The organism is Acidibrevibacterium fodinaquatile, from assembly GCF_003352165.1.
Classification (GTDB): domain Bacteria; phylum Pseudomonadota; class Alphaproteobacteria; order Acetobacterales; family Acetobacteraceae; genus Acidibrevibacterium; species Acidibrevibacterium fodinaquatile.
On record NZ_CP029176.1, the window covers coordinates 3,421,396 to 3,447,893 of the forward strand.

Annotated in this window: 21 protein-coding genes; 10 read left to right on the forward strand and 11 right to left on the reverse strand. The window is 65.3% G+C overall.

What is annotated here, in order from left to right; translation table 11 throughout:
• Positions 1-36: 36 nt before the first annotated feature.
• The gene (gene radA, locus DEF76_RS16265) at positions 37-1,455 is read left to right on the forward strand and encodes a DNA repair protein RadA (protein WP_114913192.1); all 1,419 of its coding nucleotides are present in this window, start codon (positions 37-39) and stop codon (positions 1,453-1,455) included.
• Positions 1,456-1,515: 60 nt separating this feature from the next.
• On the forward strand, positions 1,516-4,200 hold the full coding sequence (locus DEF76_RS16270) for a glycosyltransferase (RefSeq protein WP_114913193.1): 2,685 nt from the start codon (positions 1,516-1,518) through the stop codon (positions 4,198-4,200).
• Between the two features lie 5 nt (positions 4,201-4,205).
• Here the strand turns inward: DEF76_RS16270 and DEF76_RS16275 are convergent, their stop codons facing one another.
• The 5 genes from DEF76_RS16275 to DEF76_RS16295 form a co-directional block, all read right to left on the reverse strand.
• The gene (locus DEF76_RS16275) at positions 4,206-4,967 is read right to left on the reverse strand and encodes an RNA methyltransferase (RefSeq protein WP_114913946.1); all 762 of its coding nucleotides are present in this window, start codon (positions 4,965-4,967) and stop codon (positions 4,206-4,208) included.
• A gap of 8 nt (positions 4,968-4,975) precedes the next feature.
• Complete coding sequence (gene cysS / locus DEF76_RS16280) at positions 4,976-6,394, reverse strand: cysteine--tRNA ligase (protein WP_114913947.1); 1,419 nt, start codon at positions 6,392-6,394, stop codon at positions 4,976-4,978.
• Positions 6,395-6,520: 126 nt separating this feature from the next.
• Entirely contained in the window at positions 6,521-7,993 is a 1,473-nt protein-coding gene (locus tag DEF76_RS16285; RefSeq protein WP_162800713.1) for a carbohydrate porin, read from the reverse strand.
• Between the two features lie 322 nt (positions 7,994-8,315).
• Entirely contained in the window at positions 8,316-9,788 is a 1,473-nt protein-coding gene (locus DEF76_RS16290) for a carbohydrate porin (RefSeq protein ID WP_162800714.1), read from the reverse strand.
• 300 nt (positions 9,789-10,088) lie between these two features.
• Positions 10,089-11,579: a carbohydrate porin gene (locus DEF76_RS16295; RefSeq protein WP_114913196.1), complete on the reverse strand. Its 1,491-nt coding sequence runs from the start codon at positions 11,577-11,579 to the stop codon at positions 10,089-10,091.
• A gap of 217 nt (positions 11,580-11,796) precedes the next feature.
• Between DEF76_RS16295 and DEF76_RS16300 the strand changes: the two genes are divergently transcribed.
• The 4 genes from DEF76_RS16300 to DEF76_RS16315 all read left to right on the forward strand — a co-directional run bounded on the left by DEF76_RS16300 (position 11,797) and on the right by DEF76_RS16315 (position 15,754).
• Positions 11,797-12,840 (forward strand): lysine-2,3-aminomutase-like protein, encoded by a 1,044-nt coding sequence (locus tag DEF76_RS16300; protein WP_114913948.1) that lies wholly within the window; start codon positions 11,797-11,799, stop codon positions 12,838-12,840.
• 51 nt (positions 12,841-12,891) lie between these two features.
• The gene (gene efp, locus DEF76_RS16305) at positions 12,892-13,458 is read left to right on the forward strand and encodes an elongation factor P (protein ID WP_114913197.1); all 567 of its coding nucleotides are present in this window, start codon (positions 12,892-12,894) and stop codon (positions 13,456-13,458) included.
• Positions 13,458-14,288 carry an inositol monophosphatase family protein gene (locus tag DEF76_RS16310; RefSeq protein WP_114913198.1) on the forward strand — a complete coding sequence of 277 codons (831 nt, stop codon included), beginning with the start codon at positions 13,458-13,460 and terminating at the stop codon, positions 14,286-14,288. The genes efp and DEF76_RS16310 overlap by 1 nt, the downstream gene beginning before the upstream one ends.
• 152 nt (positions 14,289-14,440) lie before the next feature.
• Positions 14,441-15,754 (forward strand): MFS transporter, encoded by a 1,314-nt coding sequence (locus DEF76_RS16315; RefSeq protein WP_114913199.1) that lies wholly within the window; start codon positions 14,441-14,443, stop codon positions 15,752-15,754.
• Positions 15,755-15,848: 94 nt separating this feature from the next.
• Here DEF76_RS16315 and DEF76_RS16320 read toward each other — a convergent pair whose 3' ends face one another.
• From DEF76_RS16320 to paaA, 5 genes are read right to left on the reverse strand one after another with little or no spacing between them, the layout of a single operon-like run.
• On the reverse strand, positions 15,849-16,925 hold the full coding sequence (locus DEF76_RS16320) for a 2Fe-2S iron-sulfur cluster-binding protein (protein WP_114913200.1): 1,077 nt from the start codon (positions 16,923-16,925) through the stop codon (positions 15,849-15,851).
• Positions 16,916-17,377 (reverse strand): 1,2-phenylacetyl-CoA epoxidase subunit PaaD, encoded by a 462-nt coding sequence (gene paaD, locus DEF76_RS16325; RefSeq protein ID WP_114913201.1) that lies wholly within the window; start codon positions 17,375-17,377, stop codon positions 16,916-16,918. Before paaD ends, DEF76_RS16320 begins: the two co-directional genes overlap by 10 nt.
• The gene (gene paaC, locus DEF76_RS16330; protein ID WP_338025742.1) at positions 17,371-18,156 is read right to left on the reverse strand and encodes a 1,2-phenylacetyl-CoA epoxidase subunit PaaC; all 786 of its coding nucleotides are present in this window, start codon (positions 18,154-18,156) and stop codon (positions 17,371-17,373) included. The genes paaD and paaC overlap by 7 nt, the downstream gene beginning before the upstream one ends.
• A 7-nt stretch (positions 18,157-18,163) precedes the next feature.
• Positions 18,164-18,451: a 1,2-phenylacetyl-CoA epoxidase subunit PaaB gene (paaB, locus tag DEF76_RS16335; protein ID WP_114913202.1), complete on the reverse strand. Its 288-nt coding sequence runs from the start codon at positions 18,449-18,451 to the stop codon at positions 18,164-18,166.
• Positions 18,448-19,425 carry a 1,2-phenylacetyl-CoA epoxidase subunit PaaA gene (gene paaA / locus DEF76_RS16340; protein ID WP_114913203.1) on the reverse strand — a complete coding sequence of 326 codons (978 nt, stop codon included), beginning with the start codon at positions 19,423-19,425 and terminating at the stop codon, positions 18,448-18,450. The genes paaB and paaA overlap by 4 nt, the downstream gene beginning before the upstream one ends.
• Positions 19,426-19,723: 298 nt before the next feature.
• Between paaA and DEF76_RS16345 the strand changes: the two genes are divergently transcribed.
• The 4 genes from DEF76_RS16345 to DEF76_RS16360 all read left to right on the forward strand — a co-directional run bounded on the left by DEF76_RS16345 (position 19,724) and on the right by DEF76_RS16360 (position 25,072).
• The gene (locus DEF76_RS16345; protein ID WP_114913204.1) at positions 19,724-20,923 is read left to right on the forward strand and encodes a CaiB/BaiF CoA transferase family protein; all 1,200 of its coding nucleotides are present in this window, start codon (positions 19,724-19,726) and stop codon (positions 20,921-20,923) included.
• Between the two features lie 30 nt (positions 20,924-20,953).
• Positions 20,954-22,597 carry a flavin-containing monooxygenase gene (locus DEF76_RS16350; protein WP_114913205.1) on the forward strand — a complete coding sequence of 548 codons (1,644 nt, stop codon included), beginning with the start codon at positions 20,954-20,956 and terminating at the stop codon, positions 22,595-22,597.
• Positions 22,598-22,603: 6 nt separating this feature from the next.
• Positions 22,604-23,098 carry a hypothetical protein gene (locus tag DEF76_RS16355; protein ID WP_205216040.1) on the forward strand — a complete coding sequence of 165 codons (495 nt, stop codon included), beginning with the start codon at positions 22,604-22,606 and terminating at the stop codon, positions 23,096-23,098.
• A 105-nt stretch (positions 23,099-23,203) separates the two neighbouring features.
• Positions 23,204-25,072 carry a beta-galactosidase gene (locus DEF76_RS16360; RefSeq protein WP_114913206.1) on the forward strand — a complete coding sequence of 623 codons (1,869 nt, stop codon included), beginning with the start codon at positions 23,204-23,206 and terminating at the stop codon, positions 25,070-25,072.
• Between the two features lie 13 nt (positions 25,073-25,085).
• On the opposite strand, the gene DEF76_RS16365 is transcribed toward DEF76_RS16360, so the two are convergent.
• Positions 25,086-26,495, reverse strand: coding sequence for an NAD(P)(+) transhydrogenase (Re/Si-specific) subunit beta (locus DEF76_RS16365; protein WP_114913207.1), 1,410 nt, complete (start codon positions 26,493-26,495; stop codon positions 25,086-25,088).
• Between the last annotated feature and the right edge of the window lie 3 nt (positions 26,496-26,498).

Genomic DNA, 26,498 nt, shown 5'->3' on the forward strand with positions numbered 1-26,498 from the left:
CTCGCCGCGCCGGCCGCGCCGTGATATGGCGGCAGGATGGCGGGACGGGACAGAGCGCGGTTCGTATGTCAGGCGTGCGGGGCGGTTGCGGCAAAATGGGCCGGGCGCTGTGAGGCGTGCGGCGCGTGGAACAGCCTCGTCGAGGAGGTGGCAACGCCGCGGCCCGGGGGCCTCGCGCGGCCGGCGCGCGGGGCAGTGCGGGGGGTCGATCTGGTCGGCCTCGCCGGCACGACGCCGCCGCCGCCACGGCGCGCGACCGGCATCGCCGAATTCGACCGGGTGCTCGGCGGCGGGTTGGTCGCGGGCTCGGCGGTGCTGGTCGGCGGCGATCCCGGGATCGGCAAATCGACGCTGATGCTGCAAGCCGCGGCGCGGCTGGCGGCGAGCGGGCAGAAGGTGATCTACATCACGGGCGAGGAATCGGTCGAGCAGGTGCGGCTGCGCGCCCGCCGGCTGGGGCTGGCCGAGGCGCCGGTCGAACTCGCCGCGGCGAGCCATTTGCCCGATATCGCGGCGACCTTGGAGGCGCGGCCGGAAACCGGCCTCGTCGTCATCGATTCGATCCAGACCATGTGGCTCGATACGTTCGACGCCGTGCCGGGAACCCTGACGCAGGTCCGCGCCGCCGGGTTCGAGCTGGTGCGGCTCGCCAAGACGCTCGGCTTCGCGCTCGTTCTGGTCGGGCATGTCACCAAGGATGGCGCGATCGCCGGGCCGCGTGTGCTCGAACACATGGTTGACGCCGTGCTTTATTTCGAGGGCGAGCGCGGCCATCAGTTCCGGATTTTGCGCGGCGTCAAAAACCGCTTTGGCGCGACCGACGAGATCGGCGTCTTCGAAATGACCGATCATGGTCTCGCCGAGGTCGCCAATCCCTCGGCCCTCTTTCTCGCCGAGCGGCGCGGCCATATCGCCGGCTCGGCGGTGTTCGCCGGAATCGAGGGCACGCGCCCGGTGCTGCTCGAAGTCCAGGCGCTGCTCGCCCCCAATGCCGGCGGCACGCCGCGGCGGGCGGTTCTCGGCTGGGATGCCGGGCGGCTTGCGATGCTGCTCGCGGTGCTGGAGAGCCGCTGCGGCCTTCGGCTTTCGGGCAATGACGTCCATCTCAACATCGCCGGCGGCCTTCGGATCAACGAGCCGGCGGCCGATCTCGCCGTTGCCGCGGCGCTGGTTTCGGCCGCGAGCGAGACGCCGACCCGCCCCGATACGGTCTATTTCGGCGAGGTCGGGCTTTCGGGTGAAATCCGCCAGGTGGCGCAAGCGGAAGCGCGTCTGCGCGAGGCGGCGAAGCTCGGCTTCGCCAGCGCCTGCCTGCCCCTCCGTCTTGCGCGCGGCGGCAAGCGGCTGGCGCCGCCGGAGGGGTTGCAGCTCGCGGAGATCGGCCATCTCGGTGACCTGCTGGCGAGCTTCGCGGTCGCCGCCAAGACACGCAAGCCCGACAAAACCCCGGCATGAGCACGGTGATACTTCGCCTCGGCGGCGCTGCTCGGCGATCAGCGCGCGCCACGGCTCGGCGTGCTGCTCGATGAGGCAATGATCGGCACCATCGCGCTCGAGCCTGGCGAAAATGCCGACGTCTGGCGGTTTTCTCTGCCGCTGCCGGGGCACCGGCTGGCCGCGCGGCTCGATCTCCTGCGGCTCGATACCGGCACCAGTGTTTTCGTCAAACCGGTCTCGCTCGCCGGCGTCTATCGCTTCGCCTGGCGTGATCTGGCGCGCGCCGGGCGCACCTTGATTGGCGCCTTCACCCTCGCCGTCGCGCTCGATCCCGCCCTCTATGTCGCGGTGACGGCGGCGGGAGAGATCGCGGCGCGCGGTTTTGCGCGGCGGGAGGCGGACGGGGTTTACCGGTTTTCCCTGACGCTCACCCGGCTTCTGCCGCTCGGCCCGGCGAGCGATTTCGCCTTCACCATCGCCGGCGCGCAGGTGACCGCGTCGCTCACGGCCAGCGCCGCCGATCTCGGCCTCGCCGGCTATATCGAGGCGGTGACGGACGGCGAAGTGCGCGGCTGGGCCGCCGATCTCGCGGCGCCAGGGCGGCCGCTCGCGGTCATTCTCCGCGAGGATGGCGTGGAGATCGCCCGCACCCTCGCCGATGGCGCGCGCCCCGATCTCGCCGCGGTCGGACTGGGCGAGGGTCGGGCGGGATTTCGGCTGCCCTACGTCGCGCGCCCGCTCGCCCCGGGCGCGGCGCCGCCAGAACTGAGCGTCGTCTTGGTGGAAAGCGGGCTGGCGCTGGTCGGAAGCCCACGGCCGGCGCCGACCCGGCCGGGATTTGCCGGCTATTTCGATGGCATCGAGAACGCCGTCGCCCATGGCTGGGCGCTCAACCTGGTTGCGCCGGCGCAGCCGCTCGCCGTCGAGATCCTGCAGGAAGGCCGCGTCATCGCCACCGGGCGCGCCGATCTCCCCCGCCCCGATGTCATTGCCGCCGGCCTGCCCGAGGCGCCTTGCGGGTTTCGCGTCCCACTCCCCCTCAATCAGGCGGCATTGGCGCAAAGCCCGCTTTTTGCGCGCCTCGCCGGGACTGAGATCCTTCTCGAAGGCTCGCCGCGCGAGGCCAAACCCCACCCGGCGATCACCGCCTTTCTCGCCGCCGCCCACGCGCCGCTGCCGGCGCCGCTCGCCGCCCGTTTCAAGGCGACGCGCGCCGGGCGGATCGCCGGTCTCATGCTGTCGCTGGTGATGCCGGTCTTCAATCCGCGGCTTTCCTGGCTCGAGGAGGCGCTCGCCAGTGTCTTCGCCCAGCGCTGCCCTGCGTTCGAGTTGATTTGTGTCGATGACGGCTCGACCGATCCCGCGATCGTCGCATGCCTCCGTGCCGCCGCCGCCGATCGGCGTCTGCGGGTGCTGCGCGCGCGCAAGAACGAGGGATTTGCCCGTGCGCTTGCGCGCGGGATCGCGGAGGCGCGCGGCAGCCATGTCGCCTTCCTCGATCACGATGACGCGCTCGCCCCGGACGCGGTGTTTCAATGGCTGCGAGCGGCCGCCGAGAGCGGCGCCGATCTCGTGTTCGCCGACGCCGCGTTGTCGGCCGAGAGCTTGGACGAGATCGAAGCGATCGAGATCGGTGGCGCCTTCTCGCACGACGCCTTTCTCGCCCGCGCCGCCCTCCCGCGGCCGCTGGCGATCGAACGCCACCTCGCCGCCTCGCTCGCGCCGCCAGATGCGAGCTTCGCAGGGGCGGAGGAGTTCGATTTCGTGCTGCGCGCCATCGCGCGCGCGAAAAGCCTCGCCCATCTGCCGCGAGTTCTCTATCGCGCCCGCCGCCATGGCCTCGGCCGCGCCGCGGTGCTCGGCGCGCAAGCGATCGAGACGGCGCGGCGGCAAGCGGTTGCGCGCCATCTCGCCGCCCTCGGTCTTCCCGCCCGGGTTCTTCCCGGCCTTAGCGAAGATCAATGCCGCCTCGATTGGCCGGTGCCGGCGGCGGAGGTGATCGCCGTGATCCGGCGCGACGGGTCAGGACAGGAGGCGGCGCTGCGTGCGGCGCTCGCGGCGCTTTCCGTGCGGGTCGCGGCACGCCCGCCTTCAGGGCCAGGGCCGGCGTTTTTGCTGTTTCTCGACGAGGGGATCATGCCGCCTGCGGGCCGGGCGTGGCTTTCGCATCTCGTGTCACTCGCGGCGCGGCGCGATGTCGGCGCCGCCGCGCCATTGTTGCTCACCCCCTCGGGGCAGGTGCGCGAGATGGGCCTGGTGATCGGCGCTGATGGCATGATGTTGCCCGCGCTTGCCGGTGACGAGGGGTTTTTGCCCGGCGACGAGGGCCCGCGCCGCAATCCCGGCCCCGGCGGCCGCCTGACTCTGGTTCGCGACGTTGCCGGCGCTTCCGCCGCCGCCCTTCTCGTGCGGCGCGACATGTTCGCCGCGCTCGGTGGCTTCGATCGCGCGCTCGGCCCCTTGGCGGGCGCCGATTTCACCCGCCGCGCCCGCGCCGCGGGTTTGCGTGTTCTCGTCTCCGGGCTCTATCCCCTGACCCATCACGGCCCAGCGGAAAGCGCTATCCCGACGGCGCTCGCGGCGCGGTTTCTCGCTCGCTGGCCGAAAAGCGCCGCCGGCGATCCGTTCTACAGCCCGCTTTGCTCAACGGCGCGGGCCGATTACGCCTTGCGCCAAGACGCAACGGAACTCTGCCGGCGACCCGCAGCGCTCAGGGTCTCGCCGTCTCCTGGCGCGACCCTGAGCGCTGCCATGGATGGCTGACCCGATCAGGGTTTTTTCGCAAGCTCCGTCACGACCCCATGCAGCGTGCGCAATTCCTGCTCCGTCACCTCGCCGCGCTGAAAGAAATGGCGGAGATTGCGGATCATGCCAGGTCGCTTCTGGGGATTGCGCAGAAAGCCGGAGGCATCGAGTTCGCGCACGAGGTGGCCGAGGAAATTTTCGAGTTCGCCCTTGGTCGCAACCCGCGTCTCGTTGGTCATCAAGGCGCGCGGCTCGGTTTCCTCGGCCGCAAGCCACCATTCATAGGCGAGAACCATCACCGCCTGCGCGAGATTGAGCGAAAGAAAGGCCGGGTTGAGCGGATAGCGGATAAGGGCATCGGCATGGGCGAGATCGTCGCGGTCGAGCCCGGCGCGCTCGGGGCCGAACAGCACGCCGGCGCGAAGGCCGCGTTCGCCGATCGCACGCAATTCCGCCGCCGCGCCGCGCGCGGTGAGCAGCGGCGTGACGACATGGCGCGGGCGCGGGCAGGTGGCGAGCACGCGATGGAGATCGGCGACGGCGTCGGCAACGTCGGGGAAGATCTTTGCGGCGTCGAGAATGCGATCGGCGCCGGAGGCGGTGCGCCAAGCGCGCTCCTGTGGCCAGCCATCACGCGGGGCGACCAGGCGGAGATGATAGAGCCCGCCATTGGCCATGGCGCGGGCGACGGCACCGATATTTTCGGCGAGTTGCGGGCGGACGAGAATGACCACCGGTGAAGGCTCGATCGGGACGAGCATCGCCCCCTCGTCACGCCCGGTCATTTTCTCCATCACCCGCGCCGCCAGGTGGTGCCGGCGGGCCCATCCTCGAGAATAATGCCAAGGGCCGCGAGGTCCTGGCGGATTTCATCGGCGCGGGCGAAGTTTTTCTCGCGCCGGGCTTGCGCGCGTTCGGCGATTCTTAGCTCGACCCCTTCGTCGGAAATTATTCCGCGCCAAGAAAAGCCCATTCTGCTCTCCGCGTGCATATGCACCGGTCCAATCGCGCCGACATTGGAGGTCGCTATCTTAAACCACTCATTGGGATCGGTTTGCAAAATCCCAAGCAAATCGCCGGCTTTCCGCAAACCCGTTGCCGCCGCCTGATCCCCTGCCAAGGCGGCGTCCGCGAGTTTATGCATCTCCGCGATCGCGCGCGGCGTGTTGAGGTCATCGCACAATGCCGCCATCACTCGCTCGGGGACGTCGCCCTCGGCGAGCGGCGCGGTTTTTTGCAAGGCGCGGTAGAAACGATCGAGTTCCCGCTTGGCTTCCATCAACGCCGCGTCGGAAAAATCCAGAACGCCGCGATAATGGGTGCGCAACAGCGCGAAGCGCACCGCCTCGCCCGGGGCGCGGGCGAGCAATTCCTCGACGGTGATGATATTGCCGAGGCTTTTCGACATTTTCTCGCCGCTCACCAGCAGCATGCCGTTATGCAGCCAGACGCGGGCGAAATGGCTCCCGGGAAAAGCGCAGCAGCTCTGCGCGATCTCGTTTTCGTGGTGCGGAAACAAAAGATCGCCGCCGCCGCCATGGATGTCGAAATCGGCGCCGAGATAGCGCCACGACATCGCCGAGCATTCGATATGCCAGCCCGGCCGCCCGCACCCCCAGGGGCTCTCCCAGCCCGGCAAGTCCGGAGGCGAGGGCTTCCACAGCACGAAATCGCCGGGATCGCGCTTATAGGGCGCGACCTCGACGCGGGCGCCGGCGCGAAGCTCCTCTGGGCTGCGGCCGGAAAGCCGGCCATAGTCGGGAAAACTCGCGACCGCGAAGAGAACATGGCCCGCCGCCTCATAGGCATGGCCGCCTTCGATCAGGCGCTCGATGAGGGTGATCATCTCAGCGATGTGCATCGTCGCGCGCGGCTCGATATCGGGCGGGGCGACGCCGAGGGCTGCCATGTCGCGATGATAGAGTTCGAGCGTGCGGGCGGTCAGCGCCGCGATCGGCTCGTGGTTCTCAGCGGCGCGGGCGTTGATCTTGTCGTCAACATCGGTGACGTTGCGAACATAGGTGAGGCTCGGATAGAGCCGGCGAAGAAGACGCGCGAGCACGTCGAACACCACCGCCGGGCGGGCATTGCCGATATGCGGCCGGTCATAAACCGTCGGGCCGCAGACATACATCCGCACATGGAGGGGATCGAGCGGGGTGAACCGCTCCTTGCGGCGGGTCAGGCTGTTGTGGAGGAAAAGCTCCGACATGGCTCCGATCATCCGTGATCATCCGGCGCCGTTGTGGACGATGACGGGGGGGCAGGCAAGACGGCAGCGAGACGAAAAACGGCCCGATCCGTTGCCGGATCGGGCCGCGTCGTCAAGCCGCCAGCGTCAGTTGACGCGGGCGAGGGTCGGCAAGCCGAGCAGATCGGGGAGGGCAACGACGAGCATGCCGCCAACCTCGGTCGCGCTCTTGGTCTTGACGGTCGGCGCCGCGCCGCCGCCATTCGGGTTGATGATGTATTCGAAGAACGGCGCCAGCACGAGACCGGGCGCGATCACCGCGTTATAGGTGACCTGTTCGATCTCCATGCTGTTCGCCAAGTGCGAATTGCCGGCGATCACCGTTCCGGTCTGATAGTTCACCAGTTCGTTGCCGAGCTTGTAGTATTCGCTGACGAAGTTCAGGCTGTCGTTAGGCCGCTGCGCGAACGGGCCGCGCCAGACCATGCCGGCGTCGATTTCGTCCTGGATCGGCACATAGCCGTTGACCATCGCTTCGACCTCACCAAAGAGGGTGATGCCGCGCTTGCTGTTCATATCCGGGCGATAGACCATCTGCGCCGCCTGCGCCCACACGCCCTCACGCGGGCCGCTGGAGGCGAAGCTCGTCAAGGGCGCGACCATGGTGCTCTTGTCGAACATATAGCCGGAGTAGTTATAGCCGGTGCTGTCATAGAAGCCGCCGACATCATACTGGCTGGGATAGGAAGACGACGAGAAATCGGTCTTGTAGCCCATTTCCACGGGCACGAAGACGCCGTTGTCATGCGTCATCGAGAGGTTCCAGCCCTCATTCGAGGCGTTGTAGAAGCCAGAGCCATCCGCCGCTTCCGCCGCGATGCGGAAATAGGTCTGCAGCGTCGGCTTGAAGCTGATGCGCCCGCCCCAGGCCGAAACCGGGTCCGCCGAGTTCGCGTCGTTGAAGTAGAAGAACGACGTGTTGGCGCAGGTGTAATCCACGAAGTTACAGGAGAAATCGAAGGTATCGAAATCACCCAAATCGTTGATGCGCCCGACCAGGATCCGGATATGGTCGTTGAGCAGACTCTGATCCCAGTCCAACTCCGTGAGGCGGAACGCGTCGTTCGGGCCATAGACGAAGGAATTGTCGAGCCCGACGCCAGCGCCCTTGCCATAGGCGTTCGGCCCCTGGCGGTCATCGACATAGAAATGGATCTGCGCGCCCTGGACGCCGGCGATCTTGTTCATGTCGAGATTGATGCCGAGCGTCGCGTCGCCATCCGAATAGGCGCCATTATTGAGGCCGCCGCCGGCGTTATAGTCGGTGATGTTGATGTAGCTGCCGTCGATATAGATACCCTTGTCGGCGAGCGCCTGGCCGAAGGATTTCCCGACCTGGAGATTGAACAGGAACCCATCCGGCTGCGGTGCCGCCGGCGCCGCGGTGCCGGCCGGCGCTTGGGAGTTATCCTGCGCGGTCTGCATCGGCTGGTCGTTGTCGTTGCGGGCATTGAGCAGCGCATTGAGATAGGCGGATTGTGCCTGCGCCTGGTGCGCGGCACCGAGCGCGAGAACCGCGACCGCAACCGCGCCAACCCAGGCCGGTGCGCGTCCACGCATTGTGTTTCGGTTGAACATCTATTCCCCTTCCCTCGGGTGATTTCGGAAACCTGATCCCGCGTAATCAAAGCCGGGCGATTTCGCCTCTTTCGATCACGCGACGCGAGGGGAGGCGTCTTCCCAAGAGGCCCACCTCTCGCAGGCGTGATTAGAGGGCGGCGCCGGGGAAATTTGAAGAGGGAAATTCAGAACAAAATAAGAACATTCGCGTAGCGGGATAAAAAAGCCTCCGCCTGTGGCAAAAATGTCACAAAACAGACACGAAGACGGCCGGCTTCCCCATTGCTGGGGAAACCGGGTTCGTCGTCAGATCAGGCGCGCGTCAGTTGACGCGGGCGAGGGTCGGCAGGCCGAGCAGATCGGGGAGTGCCACCTGCAGCATGCCACCCACTTGGGTCGCGTTCTTGATGCGGCCATTGGGGTCGGCGCCGCCGGTCACTGGGTTGACGATGTATTCCCAGAACGGGCCGATGGTGATGCCCGGCGCGATCGCGGCGTTATAGTTCACCTCGAGCAGCTCGACGCTGTTCGCGGCGTGGGTGTTGCCCGCCATTACCGTCCCGGTCTCATAGTTCACCAGCTCGTTGCCGAGCTTGTAGTATTCGCCGATGATGTTGAGGTTGTCATGCGGCCGGCTGGCGAGTGGGCCCTGCCAGACCATGCCGGCGTCGATTTCGTCCTGGATCGGCACATAGCCGGTAACCATGGACTCGACCTCACCAAAGAGGGTGATGCCGCGCTTGCTGTTCATATCCGGGCGATAGACCATCTGCGATGCCTGCGCCCACACGCCCATGCGCGGCTGGTTGGTGCCGATGGTCGCCATCGGCTCCATCATGCCGGATTTGGCGAACATCATACCGGCGTAGTTATATTGCCCGCTGTCGTAAAAACCGCCGACGTCATACTGGCTCGGATAAGCGGAAGACGAGAAATCGGTCTTGTAGCCGACTTCGACCGGCACGAAGACGCCATTGTCATGCGTCATCGAAAGGTTCCAGCCTTCATTCGAGGCGTTATAGAACCCATCGCCATCCGAAGCCTCAGCGGCGATGCGGAAATAGGTCTGCAGCGTCGGCTTGAAGGTGATGCGCCCGCCCCAGGCCGAAACCGGGTCCGCCGAGTTGTTGTTGTCATAGTAGAAGAAGGACGTGTTGGCGCAGGTGTAATCCGTGAAGTTGCAAGCGAAATCGAAGGTATCGAAGTCACCCAGATCGTTGATTCGTCCGACCAGGATGCGGATATGATCGTTGAGCAGGCTCTGGTCCCAGTCCAACTCCGTCAGGCGGAAGGCGGCGTTGGGGCCATAGACGAAGTTGTTGTCGAGCCCAAAGCCAGGATAATTGCCATAGGCGTTCTGGCCCTGCTGATCATCGACATAGAAATGGATCTGCGCGCCCTGAATGCCGGCGATCTTGCCCATGTCGAGATTGATGCCGAGCGTCGCGTCACCATCGGAGGTGGTCCCGTTATGGAGGCCGCCGCCGACATTATCGCTGGTGATGTTGATGTAGCTGCCGTCGATATAGATGCCCTGATTGGCGAGCGCCTGGCCGATCGACTTGCCGACCTGGAGATTGAACAGATAACCATCCGATTGCGGCGCGTTGGCGGCGCCGTTGCCGACCGGCGCCTGAGACTGATCCTGCGCAGTCTGCATCGGCTGGTCGTTGTCGTTGCGCGCATTCAGGATTGCATTGAGATAGGCGGATTGCGCCTGCGCCTGGTGCGCGGCACCGAGCGCCAGCACCGCGACGGTCACCGCGCCGACCCAAGCCGGTGCGCGTCCGCGCATTGTGTTTCGGTTGAACATCTATTCCCCTTCCCTCGGGTTGATCGAGAAACCCCTCCGCGACGATACCGGGTTTACCCTTGCCCTTCGCATCGCGGAACGATCCGTAGCTGTTACCGTGATAACGCCACCTATCGCACCTGTGATTAGATATCGAACACCGATAAATTTGAAGGGGCGGAAATCACAAACGCGTGAGAATCGGGGGGATCTGCGGCGAGAAGGTCGCGCCCTGTTGCACAAATGCGACACCCGCCTTGCGGGGCAAGGCGGGTGGTAGGGCGAAACGCCGTCGTTGGTCGGTTAGTTGACGCGGGCCAATGTCGGCAAGCCGAGCAGATCAGGGAGGGTGAGCACGAGCTGGCCGCCAAACTGGGTCGCGTTCTTGACCCGCGCCGTCTCGGGCCCGGCATCGTTCGGGTTGACGATGTATTCGACGACTGGGCCGAGGGTGAGGCCCGGCGCCAGCGCCGCGTTATAGACCACTTCGAACACCTCCATGTCGGCCGCCATGTGCGTGTTGCCGGCGATGATGGTGCCGGTCTGATAATTCACCAGCGCGTTGCCCATTTTGTAGTATTCGCCGATGATGTTGAGGTTATCATGCGGCCGGCTGGCGAGCGGCCCCTGCCAGACCATGCCAGCGTCGATTTCGTCCTGGATCGGCACATAGCCGTTGACCATCGCCTCGACTTCACCAAAGAGGGTGATGCCGCGCTTGCTGTCCCTATCCGGGCGCCAGACCATCTGCGACGCCTGCGCCCACACGCCCTCGCGCGGCGCGCTGGTTGCGATGCTCGCCATTGGCTCGAGCAGGCCGGTCTTGGCGAAAAGCTGGCCGGAGTAATTATAGCCGGTATTGTCGTAGAAACCGCCGACGTCATACTGGCTCGGATAGGAAGACGACGAGAAATCAGTCTTGTAGCCGACTTCGAGCGGCAAGAAGACGCCGTTGTCACGCGTCATCGAGAGGTTCCAGCCCTCGTTCGCGCGGTTGTAGAAGCCGTCGCCGTCCGCCGCTTCCGCCGCGATGCGGAAATAGGTGGTGAGCGTCGGCTTGAAGGTGACGCGCCCGCCCCAGGCCGAGACCGGTGCCGCCGAATTGGCGTCGTTATTGTAGAAAAAGGCAGTATTGGCGCAGGTGAAGTCAGTGAAGTTGCAAGCAAAATCAAACGTGTCGAAATCGGGCAGATCGTTCATGCGGCCAATGATGAAGCGGATATGATCGCCCAACACACTCTGATCCCAGGTCAGTTCCTGAAGCCGGAAAGCGGCGTTGGGACCATAGGTCTGATTGGTGTCGACGAGGCCGGTGCCGGTGTAGTCGCCGAAATTCGAGCCTTGGCGATCATCCACGTAAAAATGGATCTGCGCGCCCTGAACACCGGCGATTTTGTTCATGTCGAGATTGATGCCGAACACCGCGTCGCCATTGGGGATGGCGCCGGTGCGCGTGCCGCCGGAGACATTGTCGAGGGTGATGTTGGTATAGCTGCCATCGATATAGATACCCTGATCGGCGAGCGTCTGGCCGAACGATTTGGCAACTTGGAGGTTGAACAGATAGCCCTCCGACGGCGCCGGGTTCGCAACGGCGCTGCCGGCTGGCGCCTGGGAGGTATCGTCCGCCGTCTGCAGCGGTTGATCGTGATCGGCTTGCGCCGCCTCCAGCGCGTGCAGATAAGCGGATTGGGCGCGGACCTCGCGGCTCGCGCCGAGCATGACCCCGGTGATCACGATCGGCGCGACCCAGGCGGCCGCGCCACGGCGCGCGATGCTGTGCCAATGAAGCATGGATTTGCCTTTTGAGAGATTGTCGAAGCGGGAGAAAAGCGATAAGCAAAGTGACGATAAAGCCCGTCGATATGTTTATATCGATATAGCCATGACGCGCAAGCGCCGGCGTCGGATAGCGCGAAACGCGCGCGCGATTGCCGTCGGCTTGTTGCAAAATCGCCACAGCCGGGCCGGGCTGGCGCGCCCGCTTCGCCCTCTTTCCGGATCCTCAGCGATGCCCAATCCCGCCCCGCCGACACTTCGCGACGCCGCCTCCCTGGTCGCCGCCGGGTTGCTGCCGGCGGGTGCAGAAGCCGCCATCGCCGCTGTCAGCGCCACCTACGCGATCGCCATTCCGCCAACGCTCGCCGCCTTGATCGCGCAGCCGGACGACCCCATCGGCCGCCAATTCATCCCGAGCGCCGCCGAAGCCGTCACCGCGCCGCATGAGCGGCCAGACCCGATCGGTGATGAAGCGCTGTCACCGCTCAAGGGCATCGTCCATCGCTACCCCGACCGGGTGCTGCTGAAACCGCTCCTCGCCTGCCCGGTCTATTGCCGGTTCTGCTTCCGCCGTGAGCAGGTCGGGCCGGCCGGCGGGGTGCTGAGCGAGACCGAACTCGCCGCCGCCTTCGCCTGGATCGCGGCCCGCCCGGCGATCCGCGAGGTCATCCTCTCCGGCGGTGAGCCCTTGATGCTCGCGCCGCGCCGATTGCGCGCGATCTTGGCGGGCTTGGCCGCGATCCCGCACGTCGAGACGCTCCGCCTCCATACCCGTTTCCCGATCGCCTGCCCCGAGCGCGTAACGCCGGCGCTGGCCGCGGCGCTGGAGGCCGAAAAGCCGCTGTTTCTCGTCATCCACGCCAATCACGCGCGCGAATTCGCGGCAGACGCGCGTGCCGCGCTGCGGCGCATCCAGACGCGTGGCATCCCGCTGCTCGGCCAATCGGTGCTGCTGCGCGGCGTCAATGACAGCGCCGACGCCCTGGAAGCGCTGTTTCGCGCCATGCTTGCCGCGCGCATAAAGCCTTATTATCTGCACCAGCTCGACCCGGCGCCGGGGACGGCGCGGTTTCACGTCCCGATCGAGGAGGGGCGGCGTCTGATGGCGGCCTTACGCGGGCGCATCAGCGGCTTGGCGCTGCCGACCTATATCCTCGACATCCCTGGTGGTTTCGGCAAAGTGCCGATCGGGCCCGAGTATCTGAGCGGCGAAGACCAGGTGCGCGACCCCTGGGGCAAACCCCATCGCCTTGCCCCCGGCAGCGCTTCGGGCTAGAGAGCCGCCTTCCATGCGCCCCCAGCCAGAGCAATCAGAGATCGAGAGACGATGAAGCAGCAGGCAAACCAGATCCGCGCCGGCCAGGTGATCGAGCATGAAGGCCGGCGCTGGACTGTGCTCAAACAGCAGATCATCACCCCCGGCAAAGGCGGCGCCTTCATCCAGGTCGAAATGCGCGACCTCAAAACCGGCAACAAAACCAACGAGCGCTGGCGCACCGCCGACACCGTCGAGCGCCTGCTGACCGAGGAAAAGGAATACACCTATTCCTATACCGACGGCACCAACCTGGTGCTGATGGACAATGAATCCTTCGAGCAGGCGATGGTGCCCGCCGATCTCCTTGGCGATGCCGCCCCCTTCTTGCAGGACAATATGCCGGTCACCGTCGATCTCGTGGAGGGGGAGCCGGTCGCGATCCACTTGCCGGCCTCCGTCGTGCTTGAGGTCGTCGAGGCCGATCCGGTGGTCAAGGGCCAGACCGCCGCCTCGAGCTACAAGCCGGCGAAACTCTCCAATGGCGTGCGCACCATGGTGCCGCCCTTCATCGAGACCGGCGAGAAAATCGTCGTCCGCACCGAAGACGGCTCCTACGTCGAGCGCGCCAAAAGCTGATGGCGCATGCGCTTTCCCCGCATCTGACGATCATGGCCAACGCCGCCCAAAAGGCGGCGCGGCGCCTGTTGCGGGATTTTAACGAGGTCGAGCAGCTTCAGGTCAGCGTCAAGGGCCCTTCCGATTTCGTCTCCCAGGCCGATCTCCGCTCGGAAGCGACCTTGCGCGAGGAACTCGGCCGCGCGCGACCGGGCTATGCCTTCCTGATGGAGGAATCGGGCGCCCATGGCAGCGAGAACTGGGCTTGGCGCTGGGTAGTCGATCCGCTGGACGGGACGACGAATTTCCTCCACGGCATTCCGCAATGGGCGATCAGCATCGGGCTCGAGCATCGCCTGCCCGATGGCAGCTCGGAAATCGCCGCCGGCCTGGTCTATGCCCCGGCGCTGAATGAAATGTTCTGGGCGGAAAAGGGCGGCGGCGCGTTTCTCAACGAACACCGCCTCCGGGTCTCGGCGCGGCGCGAACTGAAAGACGCGCTGTTCGCGACCGGCATCCCCTTCGCCAAGACCGGCGCCAGCGATCGCCTCGCCTTCGCCCGCGCGCTCGGCGCCTTGATGCCGCACATCGCCGGGATCCGCCGCTTCGGCGCCGCCGCCCTCGACCTCGCCTGGGTCGCGGCCGGGCGGTTCGACGGGTTCTGGGAATTCGGTCTCCATCCTTGGGATATTACCGCCGGCATCCTGCTCGTGCGCGAGGCCGGCGGCTTCGCAACCGACCCCGAGGGCGGCGACCCACGCACCACCCGCCAAATCGTCGCCGCGAACGCGCATCTCTATCCGATTTTGCGCGAGCACGTCGCCGCCGCGCGCAATGCCGGTGGCCGATAGGGTGTGATACGAGGTTAGGGGAAAAGGGGGAAGGAAGGGTCTTCTTTTTCTGAAGAAAAAGAAGCAAAAAGACTTTTGTCCCGAGGGGCAGTGCCGGTGGCGCTGCCTGGCGTAATGGTCAAATGCAAAAAATATCGGCAAGGGGGAAAACCATGTCCGGAAACGAACTCTCAGCGGAAGATCATGCCCGGCAACTGCGCCGCGCGATCGTCGCCAGCACCATCGGCACCACCATCGAGTGGTACGATTTCTTTCTTTACAGCACGGTGACGGGGCTGGTGTTCGCGAAACTCTATTTCCCGCAATCCGACCCTCTGGTCGGCACGCTCCAGGCGTTTTTGATCTACGCCGTCGGCTTCGTCGCGCGCCCCGTGGGGGCGGCGATTTTCGGCCATTACGGCGACCGCATCGGCCGCAAATCGACGCTGATCGCAACCTTGCTGCTCATGGGGGTCGCGACCTTCCTGGTCGCCCTGGTGCCGCCCTATGCCAGTATCGGCATCTGGGGGGCGGTTTTGCTAACCCTGGTGCGGTTCATCCAAGGGGTGGGCGTCGGCGGCGAGTGGGGCGGATCGGTGCTGCTGGCGATGGAGTGGACACGCACCAACGCCCATCGCGGTTTCGCCGCCTCCTGGCCGCAGCTCGGCGTGCCGGCCGGGCTTTTTCTCGCCAATCTCGCGGTGCTGGTGTTCAGCGCCCTCTCGGGCGACCAGTTCTTGACCTGGGGCTGGCGGGTGCCGTTCCTGCTCAGCATCCTCCTCGTCGGGCTCGGGCTCTGGATCCGGCTCGGCATCCTGGAAACCCCGATCTTCCGCCGCCTGATCGAGGAAAACCGGATCGAGCGCGCGCCGATGCTCGAGGTTCTGCGCCGTCATCCCAAGGAAATCCTGCTCAGCGCCTTTGCTCGCATGGCCGAAAACGCGCCGTTTTACGTCTTCACCGCCTTCGTTTTCTCCTATGGCGTCACAACACTCAAGGTCTCGCGCGATCTCCTGCTGTTCTCGATGCTGGCCGGCTCGTTGATTTCGCTCGTCACCGTGCCGCTCTCGGGCCATCTCTCCGATCGTTTCGGCCGGCGGCGGGTCTATATCCTCGGCGCGGTGCTGACCGGGCTTTATGGCTTCCTTTATTTCGCGCTGCTCGATACCGTGGTGCCGTTCTGGATTTTCGTCGCCATCGTCGTCTCCCTGATCCCGCATGACATCATGTACGGGCCGCAAGCGGCGCTGATCGCCGAGAGTTTCACCGGCCGGTTGCGCTATAGCGGCGCGTCACTCGGCTATCAGCTCGCCTCGATCTTCGCCGGCGGCCCCGCCCCGCTGATCGCAACCGCGCTCTTTGCCTCCTACCATTCGGGTTACGCGATCGCCTGGTACATCTTCATCTGCGGCGTGATCTCGGTGGTCGCGACGTTGCTGCTGAAAGACTACACCAACAAAGATATCTCCGCCGACTATCACCGCTAGAGCAAGGTAGGTTTTGATTGAACCATCCTGTTCAATCAAAACCGGCCAACTTGCTCGCCAAAATAGGTGTAGAGCGCGTGACATCGCGGCGCCGTCACACCTCATCGTAATCGACGGTGATGGCGGCGCTGCGTGGCTGGGCTTGGCAGGTGAGGACGAAGCCCGCCGCCAATTCCCATGGCTCCAGCGAATAATTCAAAGCCATGTCGGCCGCGCCGCTGACCAGCCGCGCCCGGCAAGAGCAGCACATGCCGCCGCGGCAAGCATAAGGGAGATCGAGCCCAGCGCGGAGCCCGGCCGCGAGCACGCTTTCGCCCTCGGCAACCGGAACCTCGTGGCTGGCGCCGTCGATGATCACCGTCGCCCGGCACGCCGCCGCGCTCTCAGCGGAGGGTGGCACCGGTGAGGGCGCTGGTGCCTCCGTCGAAAACCGCTCACGCCGGATGCGTTCTTCCGGCACCCCGGCATCCTGCAGCGCCGCCACCACGCTCTCGGCCATCGCCGCGGGGCCGCAGATCAGGGCATGGTCGATGGCTCCGGCCGGGATCGCATGGCGGAGCAGGCGGGTGATTTTATCGGCGTCCAAGCGGCCATGGAGGAGATCGAGATCCTGGCGTTCGCGCGAGAGCACCGGGAAAAACGCAAAACGGCCGGGCGCGCGGTTCTTGAGGGCCAACAGCGCGTCACGAAACATCATCTCGGCGCCACTCCGGGCACCATAGGCGAGAAAAAATCGGCTCTCGGGCTCTTCGCCCAACACCGCGCGCAGTTGCGAGAGGATCGGGGTGATCCCTGAGCCGGCGGCGAAGGCGGCGAACACGCGCTTTGCGTCGCGCGCCGTGGCAAGGCCGAAGCGGCCGGCGGGCGTTGCGACCTCGATCTCATCGCCGGCGGCGAGGCTGCTATTGGCGAGCGTCGAGAACCGCCCGCCCGGCACGTGTTTGACGGCGATGCGGAGTTCGCCATCGCCGGGGGCGCTGCAAATCGAATAGGAACGCCTGACCTCGACCCCGTCGATGACCCGGCGCAGCGTCAGATACTGCCCCGGCGTGAAGCGGAAGGCGTCGCTGAGCGCCGGCGGCACCGCGAACGCGAGCGAGACCGCGGACGGGGTCTCACGCCGCACCTCGCGCAGCGTCAGGCGATGAAAGGCGCGGCGGGTCAGTGGCATTTGAAGGCATCGAACGGTTCGCGGCAGGCGGTGCAGCGCCAGAGCGCCTTGCAGGCCGTCGCCCCGAACGCAGAAAGCAGCTCGGTCGCCGGCGAGGCGCAGCGCGGGCAACGCGGCGGCTGGCGCGTCGGCGGCGCGATCCCCGCCGCGCTGAGTTTTTGGCGCCCTTCGGCACTCAACCAATCCGTCGTCCAGGCCGGCGCGAGCACCGTCCGCACCCGCGCCGGGGCGATCCCGGCCTCAGCCAGGGCCGCGCGGATGGCCGCCGTGATTTCGACCATCGCCGGGCAGCCGGAATAGGTCGGGGTGATCAGCACCTCGACGCCCTCGCCATCGGCGACGACATCACGCAGGATGCCGAGATCGGCGATGGTGAGCGGCGGCAGCTCGGGATCCGTAACCGTCGCCAGCGCCGCCCGCGCCCGTGTCACGCGATCGGCGCCGCTCACCATGTCGCCCCCGGATGGCTCCGCGCGAGATGCTGCAGGGTCGCAAGGAGATGGCCGAGCGCTTCAGAATGCCGCCCGCGCCGGCCGCCGCTCTGCCAGCCATCACAGGCCGGGCGGGTGAGGCCGGCCTCAGTGAAAACGCGCCCGATGGTCGCCTCCGCGGTCGGGCGCAGGGTCGCCGGATCGATCACGATGCCAGCCGCGATCAGCGCCGCCTCGCCCGCTTCGGCGCGGAACATCTCACCCGTGAATGGCCACAGCGTCGCGAGCGCCGATTCGAGCCGGCGGTGGCTTTCCGCCGTGCCGTCACCGAGCCGGATCACCCAGTCTGCGGCATGGCGGAGGTGATAGGCCATCTCCTTCTCGGCTTTCGCCGCGATCGCCGCCAGCGTCGCATCGGCAGACGCCATCATCGCCCGCCAATAGGGATCGGCGAAGGCGGCGTAAAGGAAATGGCGCAGCATCGTCATCGCGAAATCGCCGTTTGGCTGCTCGACGAGGAGGAGATTGCGAAATTGCGGCGGGTCACGGAAATAGGCGAAATCATCCTCGCTGCGGCCGGCGCCCTCGATCACGCCGGCATACTCATAAAGCAGCCGCGCCTGGCCGATCAGATCGAGGGCGAGATTAGCGAGCGCCATTTCCTCCTCCAGGATCGGCGCGTGCCCCGTCCACTCCGAAAGCCGATGGCCGAGGATCAGCGCGTCATCGGCGCGGCCGAGGACGTATGAGAGAAGCGGCGTCTCCGCCAGGGTCACGGCGCTGCCCACCATTGCGCCCATCGCCGGCTCACATATGCCCGACATCCTCGGGTACCTCGTAAAATGTCGGGTGGCGGTAGATTTTCGACCCGGTCGGCTCGAACAACATCTCCGCGTCATCGGGGTCGGAGGCGATGATGGCGGCGGCCGGCACCACCCAGAGGGATGCCGCCTCGCCGCGGCGGGTGAAGAGATCGCGCGCCGCTTGTAACGCCATGTCGGCATCGGCGGCGTGGAGCGAGCCGGCATGGCGATGGGAAAGGCCGTTGCGGCTGCGGATGAACACTTCCCAGAGCGGGAAATCAGCGTCGCTCATGCCGCCCGCGCCCGCCGCTTTTCGGCGTGCGCCCGCACCGCCTCGCGCACCCAGGCGCCTTCATCATGGGCGCGGCGCCGGGCCGCGAGACGATCGCGGTTGCACGGGCCGCGTCCGGCGAGCACCGCCTCGAACTCCGCCCAGTCGATCGGGCCGGCGCGCCAATGGCCGGTTTCAGGATCGCGGGTAAGGGCGGGGTCGGGAATCGTAAGGCCGAGGAACTGCGCTTGCGGCACGGTCGCGTCGAGGAATTTCTGGCGCAGTTCATCGTTCGAAAAGCGCTTGATCTTCCAGCGCGCAGAGTTCTCGCTATGGCGGCTTTGCGCATCAGGCGGGCCGAACATCATCAAAACCGGCCACCACCAGCGATCGAGCGCATCCTGCGCCATCGACTTCTGTGCCGGGGTGCCGCGGCAAAGCGTCAGCATGATCTCGAACCCCTGGCGCTGGTGAAAACTCTCCTCCTTGCAAATCCGGATCATCGCCCGCGCGTAAGGGCCATAGGAGCAGCGGCAGAGCGGGATCTGATTCATGATCGCAGCGCCATCGACCAGCCAGCCGATGGCGCCGATATCCGCCCAGGTGAGGGTCGGATAGTTGAAAATCGAGGAATATTTCGCCTCGCCGCGCAAGAGCTGATCAACCAGCGTCTCGCGCGCGACGCCGAGCGTCTCGGCGGCGGCGTAGAGATAGAGCCCATGCCCGCCCTCATCCTGAACCTTGGCGAGCAGCGCCGCCTTGCGCCGCAGCGAGGGCGCGCGGGTGATCCAATTCCCCTCCGGCAGCATGCCGACGATTTCCGAATGCGCGTGCTGGCTAATCTGGCGGATCAGGGTGCGGCGATAGGCCTCGGGCATGGGATCATTGGGCTCGATCCGCTGTTCGGCATCGATCCGCGCCTGAAACCGCGCCTCGGCGGCGCTATCGACCGGCGCGCCCGGCGCCTCGGCGATGTTCAGAGCCTGGGTATACATCGGAACGCCCTCACCTTCCGCTGGGGCGCCAAGATATATAACAAAAAATGCTCATTCAAGAATTTTTTGTAACTACTGATTCCCACCCTTCTCCATGACAGTCATGCGGCATACCTGACATCCGCTGCTGCAACGCGTTGTTCAGAGACTCGTCCGGATTATGCGCGCCCTTGCCCTTGCGCGATGACAGGCGCCGCCCGTCAAGCAGCCTGGCAGGTGCGGCGCAATCGGCGGCGGTTGCCCACATCGGGAGAGCATGGCACTCTGATTGCGCTAAAGGCTGCTACGAGGAAACCCCATGTCGCTTTTCGCCGGGCTCCGGGTCATCGATTGCGCGAGTTTCATCGCCGGGCCTGCCGCTGCGACCATCCTCGGGGATTTCGGGGCCGAGGTAATCAAAATCGAACCGCCTGGCGCCGGCGATCCTTATCGCGCGCTGGCGGCGATGCCGGGCTATCCGCGCAGCGCGGAAAATTATACTTGGCTGCTCGATGGCCGCAATAAGCGGAGCCTTGCGCTCGACCTCAAATCCGCCGCCGGCCGCGCCATCCTTCTCCGCCTGGTCGAAAGCGCGGATGTGTTCATCACCAATATGCCGCTCGGCGTGCGTGGGCGGCTTGGCATTGCCCACGCCGATCTCTCGCGGGGCAACCCACGTCTGATCTATGCCTCGCTCACCGCTTATGGCGAGGTGGGAGACGAGGCGGGCAAAACGGGATTCGATTCGACCGCTTACTGGGCGCGCTCCGGCTTGATGGACCAAGTCCGCGCGAGCGCCGATCAGCCGCCGGCGCGCTCGGTGCCTGGCATGGGCGATCATCCGACCGCGGTCGCGCTTTATGCCGCGATCGTTACGGCGTTGCTGCGTCGCGAGCGGACCGGACGCGGCGGGCATGTCGAAACCTCGCTGCTCGCCAATGGTCTGTGGTCGAATGGTTGTCTCGCGCAGGCGGCCCTGTGCGGCGCTGAGTTCTTCCCTCGGCCGCCGCGCGAGCGGGCGCCGAATGCCTGCGCCCATCATTATCGCACGCGGGATGGGCGCTGGTTCATTTTGTCGATGCTCAACGAAGACCGGCAATTTCCCGATCTCGTGCAAGCGCTCGATCGTCCCGATCTGCTCACCGACCCGCGTTTTGCGAGCACCAAAGCGCGTCATGACAATGCCGCGGCGCTGATCGCGGTATTCGACGAGGTTTTCGCCTGCCGTGATCTCGCCGACTGGCGCGCGCGCCTCGATGCGCATGGTCTCACCTTCGGCGTCGTCGCAACGCCGAGCGATATCGCGCATGATCATCAGGCGCGCGCCATTCGCGCGCTCGTCCCGCTCGCCGACAGTGATTTTTTGACCGTGAGCAGCCCGTTCGAGATCGCCGGCGAAGCCAAAACGCCGCCGCACCGCGCACCCGCGCTCGGCGCCGATAGCGAGGCGATCCTGCGTGAAGCCGGCTATGAGATGCATGAGATCGCGGCATGGCGCGAGGCCGGGGTCATCGGCTGATATGATGGCAAATAAAGGGAGAAAGCGAACATGACGGTGCGGGAATCGGGTCCACCGCTCACCGGCGAGGTCGATGTCGTCATTGTCGGCGCCGGGTTTTCGGGGATGTATCTGCTCTATCGGCTGCGCGCGCTTGGCCTGCGCACGATCGTCTTCGAAGCGGCGAGCGATGTCGGCGGCACCTGGTATTGGAATCGCTATCCTGGCGCCCGCTGCGATGTCGAGAGCATGCAGTATTCCTACTCATTTTCTCCCGAGTTACAGCAAGAATGGCACTGGCAGGAAATCTACGCGCCGCAGCCCGAGATTTTGCGTTATGCCCAGCACGTCGCCGAGCGTTTCGATCTCCGCCGCGATATTCGTTTCGAGACCCGTGTCGAGCGCGCCCAATTCGAGCGCGCCCGCTGCCGCTGGGAGATCACAACCGATCGCGGCGATCGCGTCATGGCGCGATACTGCGTGATGGCAACTGGCTGTTTGTCTGCGGCACGGGTTCCGAATTTTCCCGGGCGCGAGCGCTTTCGCGGCCCCACCTATCACACCGGGCATTGGCCGCATGAAGAGGTCGATTTTTCCGGCCAGCGGGTTGGCGTCCTCGGCACCGGCTCGTCGGCGATCCAGGCGATCCCGGTGATTGCGGCAGCGGCAGCGGCGGTGACGGTGTTTCAGCGCACGCCGAATTACAGCATCCCGGCCCATAACCGCCCGATGCCAGCGGAATACGAGGCGATGTGGAAAGCGCGCTATCCGGAATTGCGGGCACGGGCATGGGAGACGCGAAACGGCATCGTCTATGACCTCAACAATCAATCCGCGCTCGAGGTCGATGACGAGACGCGCCGCAAGATCTACGAGGAACGCTGGGCGGCGGGCGGGATTCCCTTCATGGCGGCGTTCAACGATTTGATCGTCAGCCAGGAAGCGAACGAAACCGCGGCCGCCTTCGTGCGCGAGAAAATTCGCGCGATCGTCCACGATCCCGAGACGGCAGCGAAGCTCACGCCGACCAGCTATCCGATCGGCACCAAGCGCATCTGTGTCGATAGCGATTATTTCGCGACCTTCAATCGCCCCAACGTCACCCTCGTCGATATCCGCGAAGCCCCGATCACCGCGATCACCGAAACCGGGGTCGAGACCAAGGATGCGCATTACGCATGCGATGCGCTGGTCTTCGCGACCGGCTTCGATGCCATGACCGGCGCGCTCAACGCGATTGCGATCGAGAATGACAAGGGCGAAAGCCTGCGTGAGAAATGGGCGGCCGGGCCGCGCACCTATCTCGGCCTGATGGCGGCGGGATTTCCCAATCTCTTCATGATCACCGGCCCTGGCAGTCCCTCGGTTCTGAGCAACATGATGGTCTCGATCGAGCAGCATGTCGATTGGATCGTGCGCTGCCTCGCCGATCTTCGCGCCCAGGGCGCCGCCGGCATCGAGGCGAGCGCCGAGGCCGAAGATTCTTGGGTCGCGCATGTCAACGAGGTCGCGCACAAGACATTATATCCCGCCGCGAATTCGTGGTACATGGGCGCGAACATTCCGGGCAAGCCGCGCGTGTTCATGCCCTATATCGGCGGGGTCGGCGTCTATCGTGAAATCTGCGAAAAGGTGGCGGCAAACGGCTATGAAGGGTTTCACATGCTTGCGCCGGTGGCAGCGGCGGCGGAATAGTGGCCGGTGAGCGGTGACATGCGGCGCCGGCTCGCGCTCGCGGGTTTTTTCCTTGTCATCGCTCTTCCCGCCGGCGCGCAAGTTCTCCCCGATCCGCGGCTGACACCGGGCGCCATCGACCCGCGGGTGACCGAGGCCAATATCGCAAGCACGATCTGCGTTCCTGGCTACGCCCACAGCGTCCGCCCGCCCGAGGATGTCAGCTATCGGATGAAGCGCGATCTGATGGCGGCCTATGGCCATCGTGGCGAGCGGCTGCGTTTTTACGAACTCGATCATCTCATCCCGCTCGAACTCGGCGGCGCGCCGCTGGCCTGGGCCAATCTCTGGGTCGAGCCGCGCCATGCCCGCAATGGCTGGGATGCAGCGCGCAAGGACGATTTGGAGCGGGCGCTGAACGAACTCGTCTGTTCCCACCGTCTCCCGCTCGCCACCGCGCAGCATGACATTGCCGCGAACTGGATCGCCGCCTATCGGAAATATCTCGGCCCGGGTCGTTAGGAAGTGCTTCTTTTTCTGAAGAAAAAGAAGCAAAAAGACGTTTGTCCTGGTTTCTCGGAACGTCAACCTCCTCGGAAGGGCACTGCCCAACGGGATAAAAGTTTTTTGGTTCTTTTTTTCAAAAAAGAACTCTTTTTCCCCTTATTCCTCCTTCTAACTTTCCTCGCCCCCGCAAACGCGGCTGACTGGCCGCATTTCGAGATCATTCTCTATCAGGCCGAAACCGCCGCCCAAATCGCGGCGTTGCGTGAGATCGGCGTCTCGGCGGGAATGGTGCGGGCGCGCCGTGACGGCGGGGAAACCGTCGCCGATCCGCAAATCGCGACCTATCGCGCGCTTGGTCTTCGTTTTTATGTCGAAAATATCGCGACCGATTTTTACAGCCCCTATCATCGCTGGCAAGGAAGTGCGGCGGTAAACGCGGCGTTTCTTGCCGCGCAAGCGCAGCATCGCGCTGATCCCCGCGCTCTCGCGCCGTTTCAGCGCGTCCCGAGCCTCGTCGATGCGGCTGCGTGGCATGCCGTTGCCGCGCGCCTTGCGCACATCGTCGAGACGCTACGCGCCGATCGGCCGCTTTATTACGACCTCGCCGACGAGGCCGGGATCGGCGATCTCTCCGCCGCCTGGGATTTCGATTTTTCGCCGCTGGCGCTTGCGCGCTTTCGTGCCTCGCTGCGTAATCAGTATCGCGATCTCGCCGCCCTCAACCGCACTTGGGGAACGCGCTATCGGGGCTGGGACGAAATCATGCCGGAAACCACCGACCAGGCGCTGGCCGGCGGGATGGCCAATCTCGCGCCGTGGATGGATTTCAAGGCGTGGATGGATGTTTCATTTGCCGAGGCGGTTCATGCCGGCACCGCGGCCGTCCACGCCGCTGACCCGAGCGCGCTCGCGGCGATCGAGGGCGCGCAGATCCCGGGTTGGGGGGGCTATGACTACACCCGTTTGGCCAATGCCGTGGATGTGATGGAAATCTATGATTTCGGCGCGAGCGTTGCCATCGCGCGTGCGATGAACCCGAAACTGATCACGTTGATGACCATCGCCGGCGCCGATCCGGCTTCCCGCGCGGCGCTCTGGCATGGCGTGCTCGCGGGCATGGGCGGGGTGATTTTATGGGACGAAAACCAGGCGCTCGCGACGTCGGATGGCCGGCTCGGCCCCTGGGGGCGGGCGGCGGCGGCGGATTTCGCGGCGCTGCGCGGCCCGCTCGGGGATCTCCTGGTCACCGCTCGGCGTCCTGTCGATCCGATCGCGATCCTCTATTCGCCGGCGAGTTTTCGGCTGCGTTGGCTCCTCGATCGCGCCGCCGACGGCGGTGACTGGGCAGCGCGCGGCGCCGATGCGGAATATCAAGACAACCCGCAAAGCCATGCCATCGCCGGCTTTCTCCATCTCCTCGGTGCGCGTGGCTGGCAGCCGGCTATTCTGTCACCGGCCGCGCTCGCTCGTGGCGATTGGCTGAAAGCGGGGATTCGCGTTCTTCTTCTGCCGGACTCGCTCGCTCTGTCGCAGGCGGAGATCTCGGCGATCAGCCGTTTCACCGCCGGCGGCGGGATAGTGATCGCAACCACCATCCCCGGGCGCTTCGACGAGCATGGCCGGCGCCGCGCCGCGCCGGCCTTTGATGGGGCGATGACCCGCTTCGACCCTGACGCAAAGGACGCCGGCCCACGCCTTGCGCACATCCTCGCCAAAGCCGGTCTGGCGCCGCCGCTCATGCTCGCAACCGCGACGGGGGCAGCGCCCGAGGATGTCACCATGACCCGGCTTGCGGCGGCTGACGGGCGGATGGTTATCGCCATCCAGCGCGATTTTTCCGCCGCGCCGCGCACGCCATGGCCGCTCACCCTGACCTTGCCGCGCCCCTGCCGGGTCAGGGATGTCGGCACCGGGCAGGAACTCGGCTGGCGGCAAACGGTCGCGTTCACCCTCGACCCGGTGGTTCCAACGATTCTTGCGTGCTCGTAAAACCGGGTTTGCGTCAGTGATTGAGCGCCTGGACGATTTCCTCGGTCATTTTCTTCGCGTCGCCAAACAGCATCATGGTGTTGGGGCGAAAGAAGAGTTCGTTCTCGACGCCGGCATAGCCCGAGGCCATCGAGCGTTTGATGAAAAGCACCGTCTTCGCCTTGTCCACTTCGAGGATCGGCATGCCGTAGATCGGCGAGGAGGCGTCGGTCTTCGCCGCCGGGTTGGTGACGTCATTGGCGCCGATGATATAGGCGACGTCGGCGGTCGAGAACTCGTTGTTGATCTGTTCGAGTTCGAACACTTCGTCATAGGGCACGTTGGCTTCGGCGAGCAGCACGTTCATGTGCCCGGGCATGCGGCCGGCGACCGGGTGGATTGCGTATTTGACCTCGACGCCCTCGGCTTTCAGGAGATCGGCCATTTCGCGCAAGGCATGCTGCGCTTGCGCGACCGCCATGCCGTAGCCCGGCACGATGATCACCTTGGAGGCGTTCTTCAAGATGAAAGCGGCATCCTCGGCGGCGCCGCTTTTGACGGTGCGGTCGCCGATCCCGGCGCCGGCCGGGCCGGCGGCGCTGGAATCGGTTCCGAAGCCGCCGAGCAGCACGTTGATGATGCTGCGGTTCATGCCCTTGCACATGATGTAGGAAAGAATGGCGCCGGAGGAGCCGACGAGGGCGCCGGTGATGATCAGCGCGAGGTTCTGGATGGTAAAGCCAATCCCCGACGCCGCCCAGCCGGAATAGGAGTTCAGCATCGAGACGATCACCGGCATGTCGGCGCCGCCGATCGGAATGATGAGCAGAAACCCGAGCAGGAAGGCGAGCAGCGCGATCAGCCAAAACAGCGTCGCCACGCCGCCGGTCGCAACAAAGGCGATGACGAGAAGGACGATGGCGATGCCGATCGCGAGATTGATCTGATGCTGAAAGGGGAAAGTGATCGGCGCGCCACGCATCAGGGCCTGCAATTTCGCAAACGCGATCACCGAGCCGGAAAAGGTGATGGCGCCGATCGCAAGGCCGATCGACATCTCGATCAGGCTTTCGAGATGAATGGCGCCGGGTTCGCCGATGCCAAATGCTTGTGGCGCGGCCAGCGCCGAGGCGGCGACGAACACCGCGGCGAGCCCGACCAGCGAGTGAAACGCGGCGACGAGCTGCGGCAGCGCCGTCATTTTGATGCGAAGCGCGACGGCGACCCCAATCCCGCCGCCGATCGCAAGCCCGAGCACGATGAGCCCATAGCCGGCAAGCGACATCGCGCCATGCGCGAGGGTTGCGAGGATGGCGATGACCATCCCCACCATGCCAAAAAGATTGCCGCGCCGCGAGCTATCGGGATGCGAGAGGCCGCGCAGCGCCAGGATGAAGAGAACGGCAGCGAGAAGATAGGCCGCCGAAGTCACGCTTTCGGGCATGGC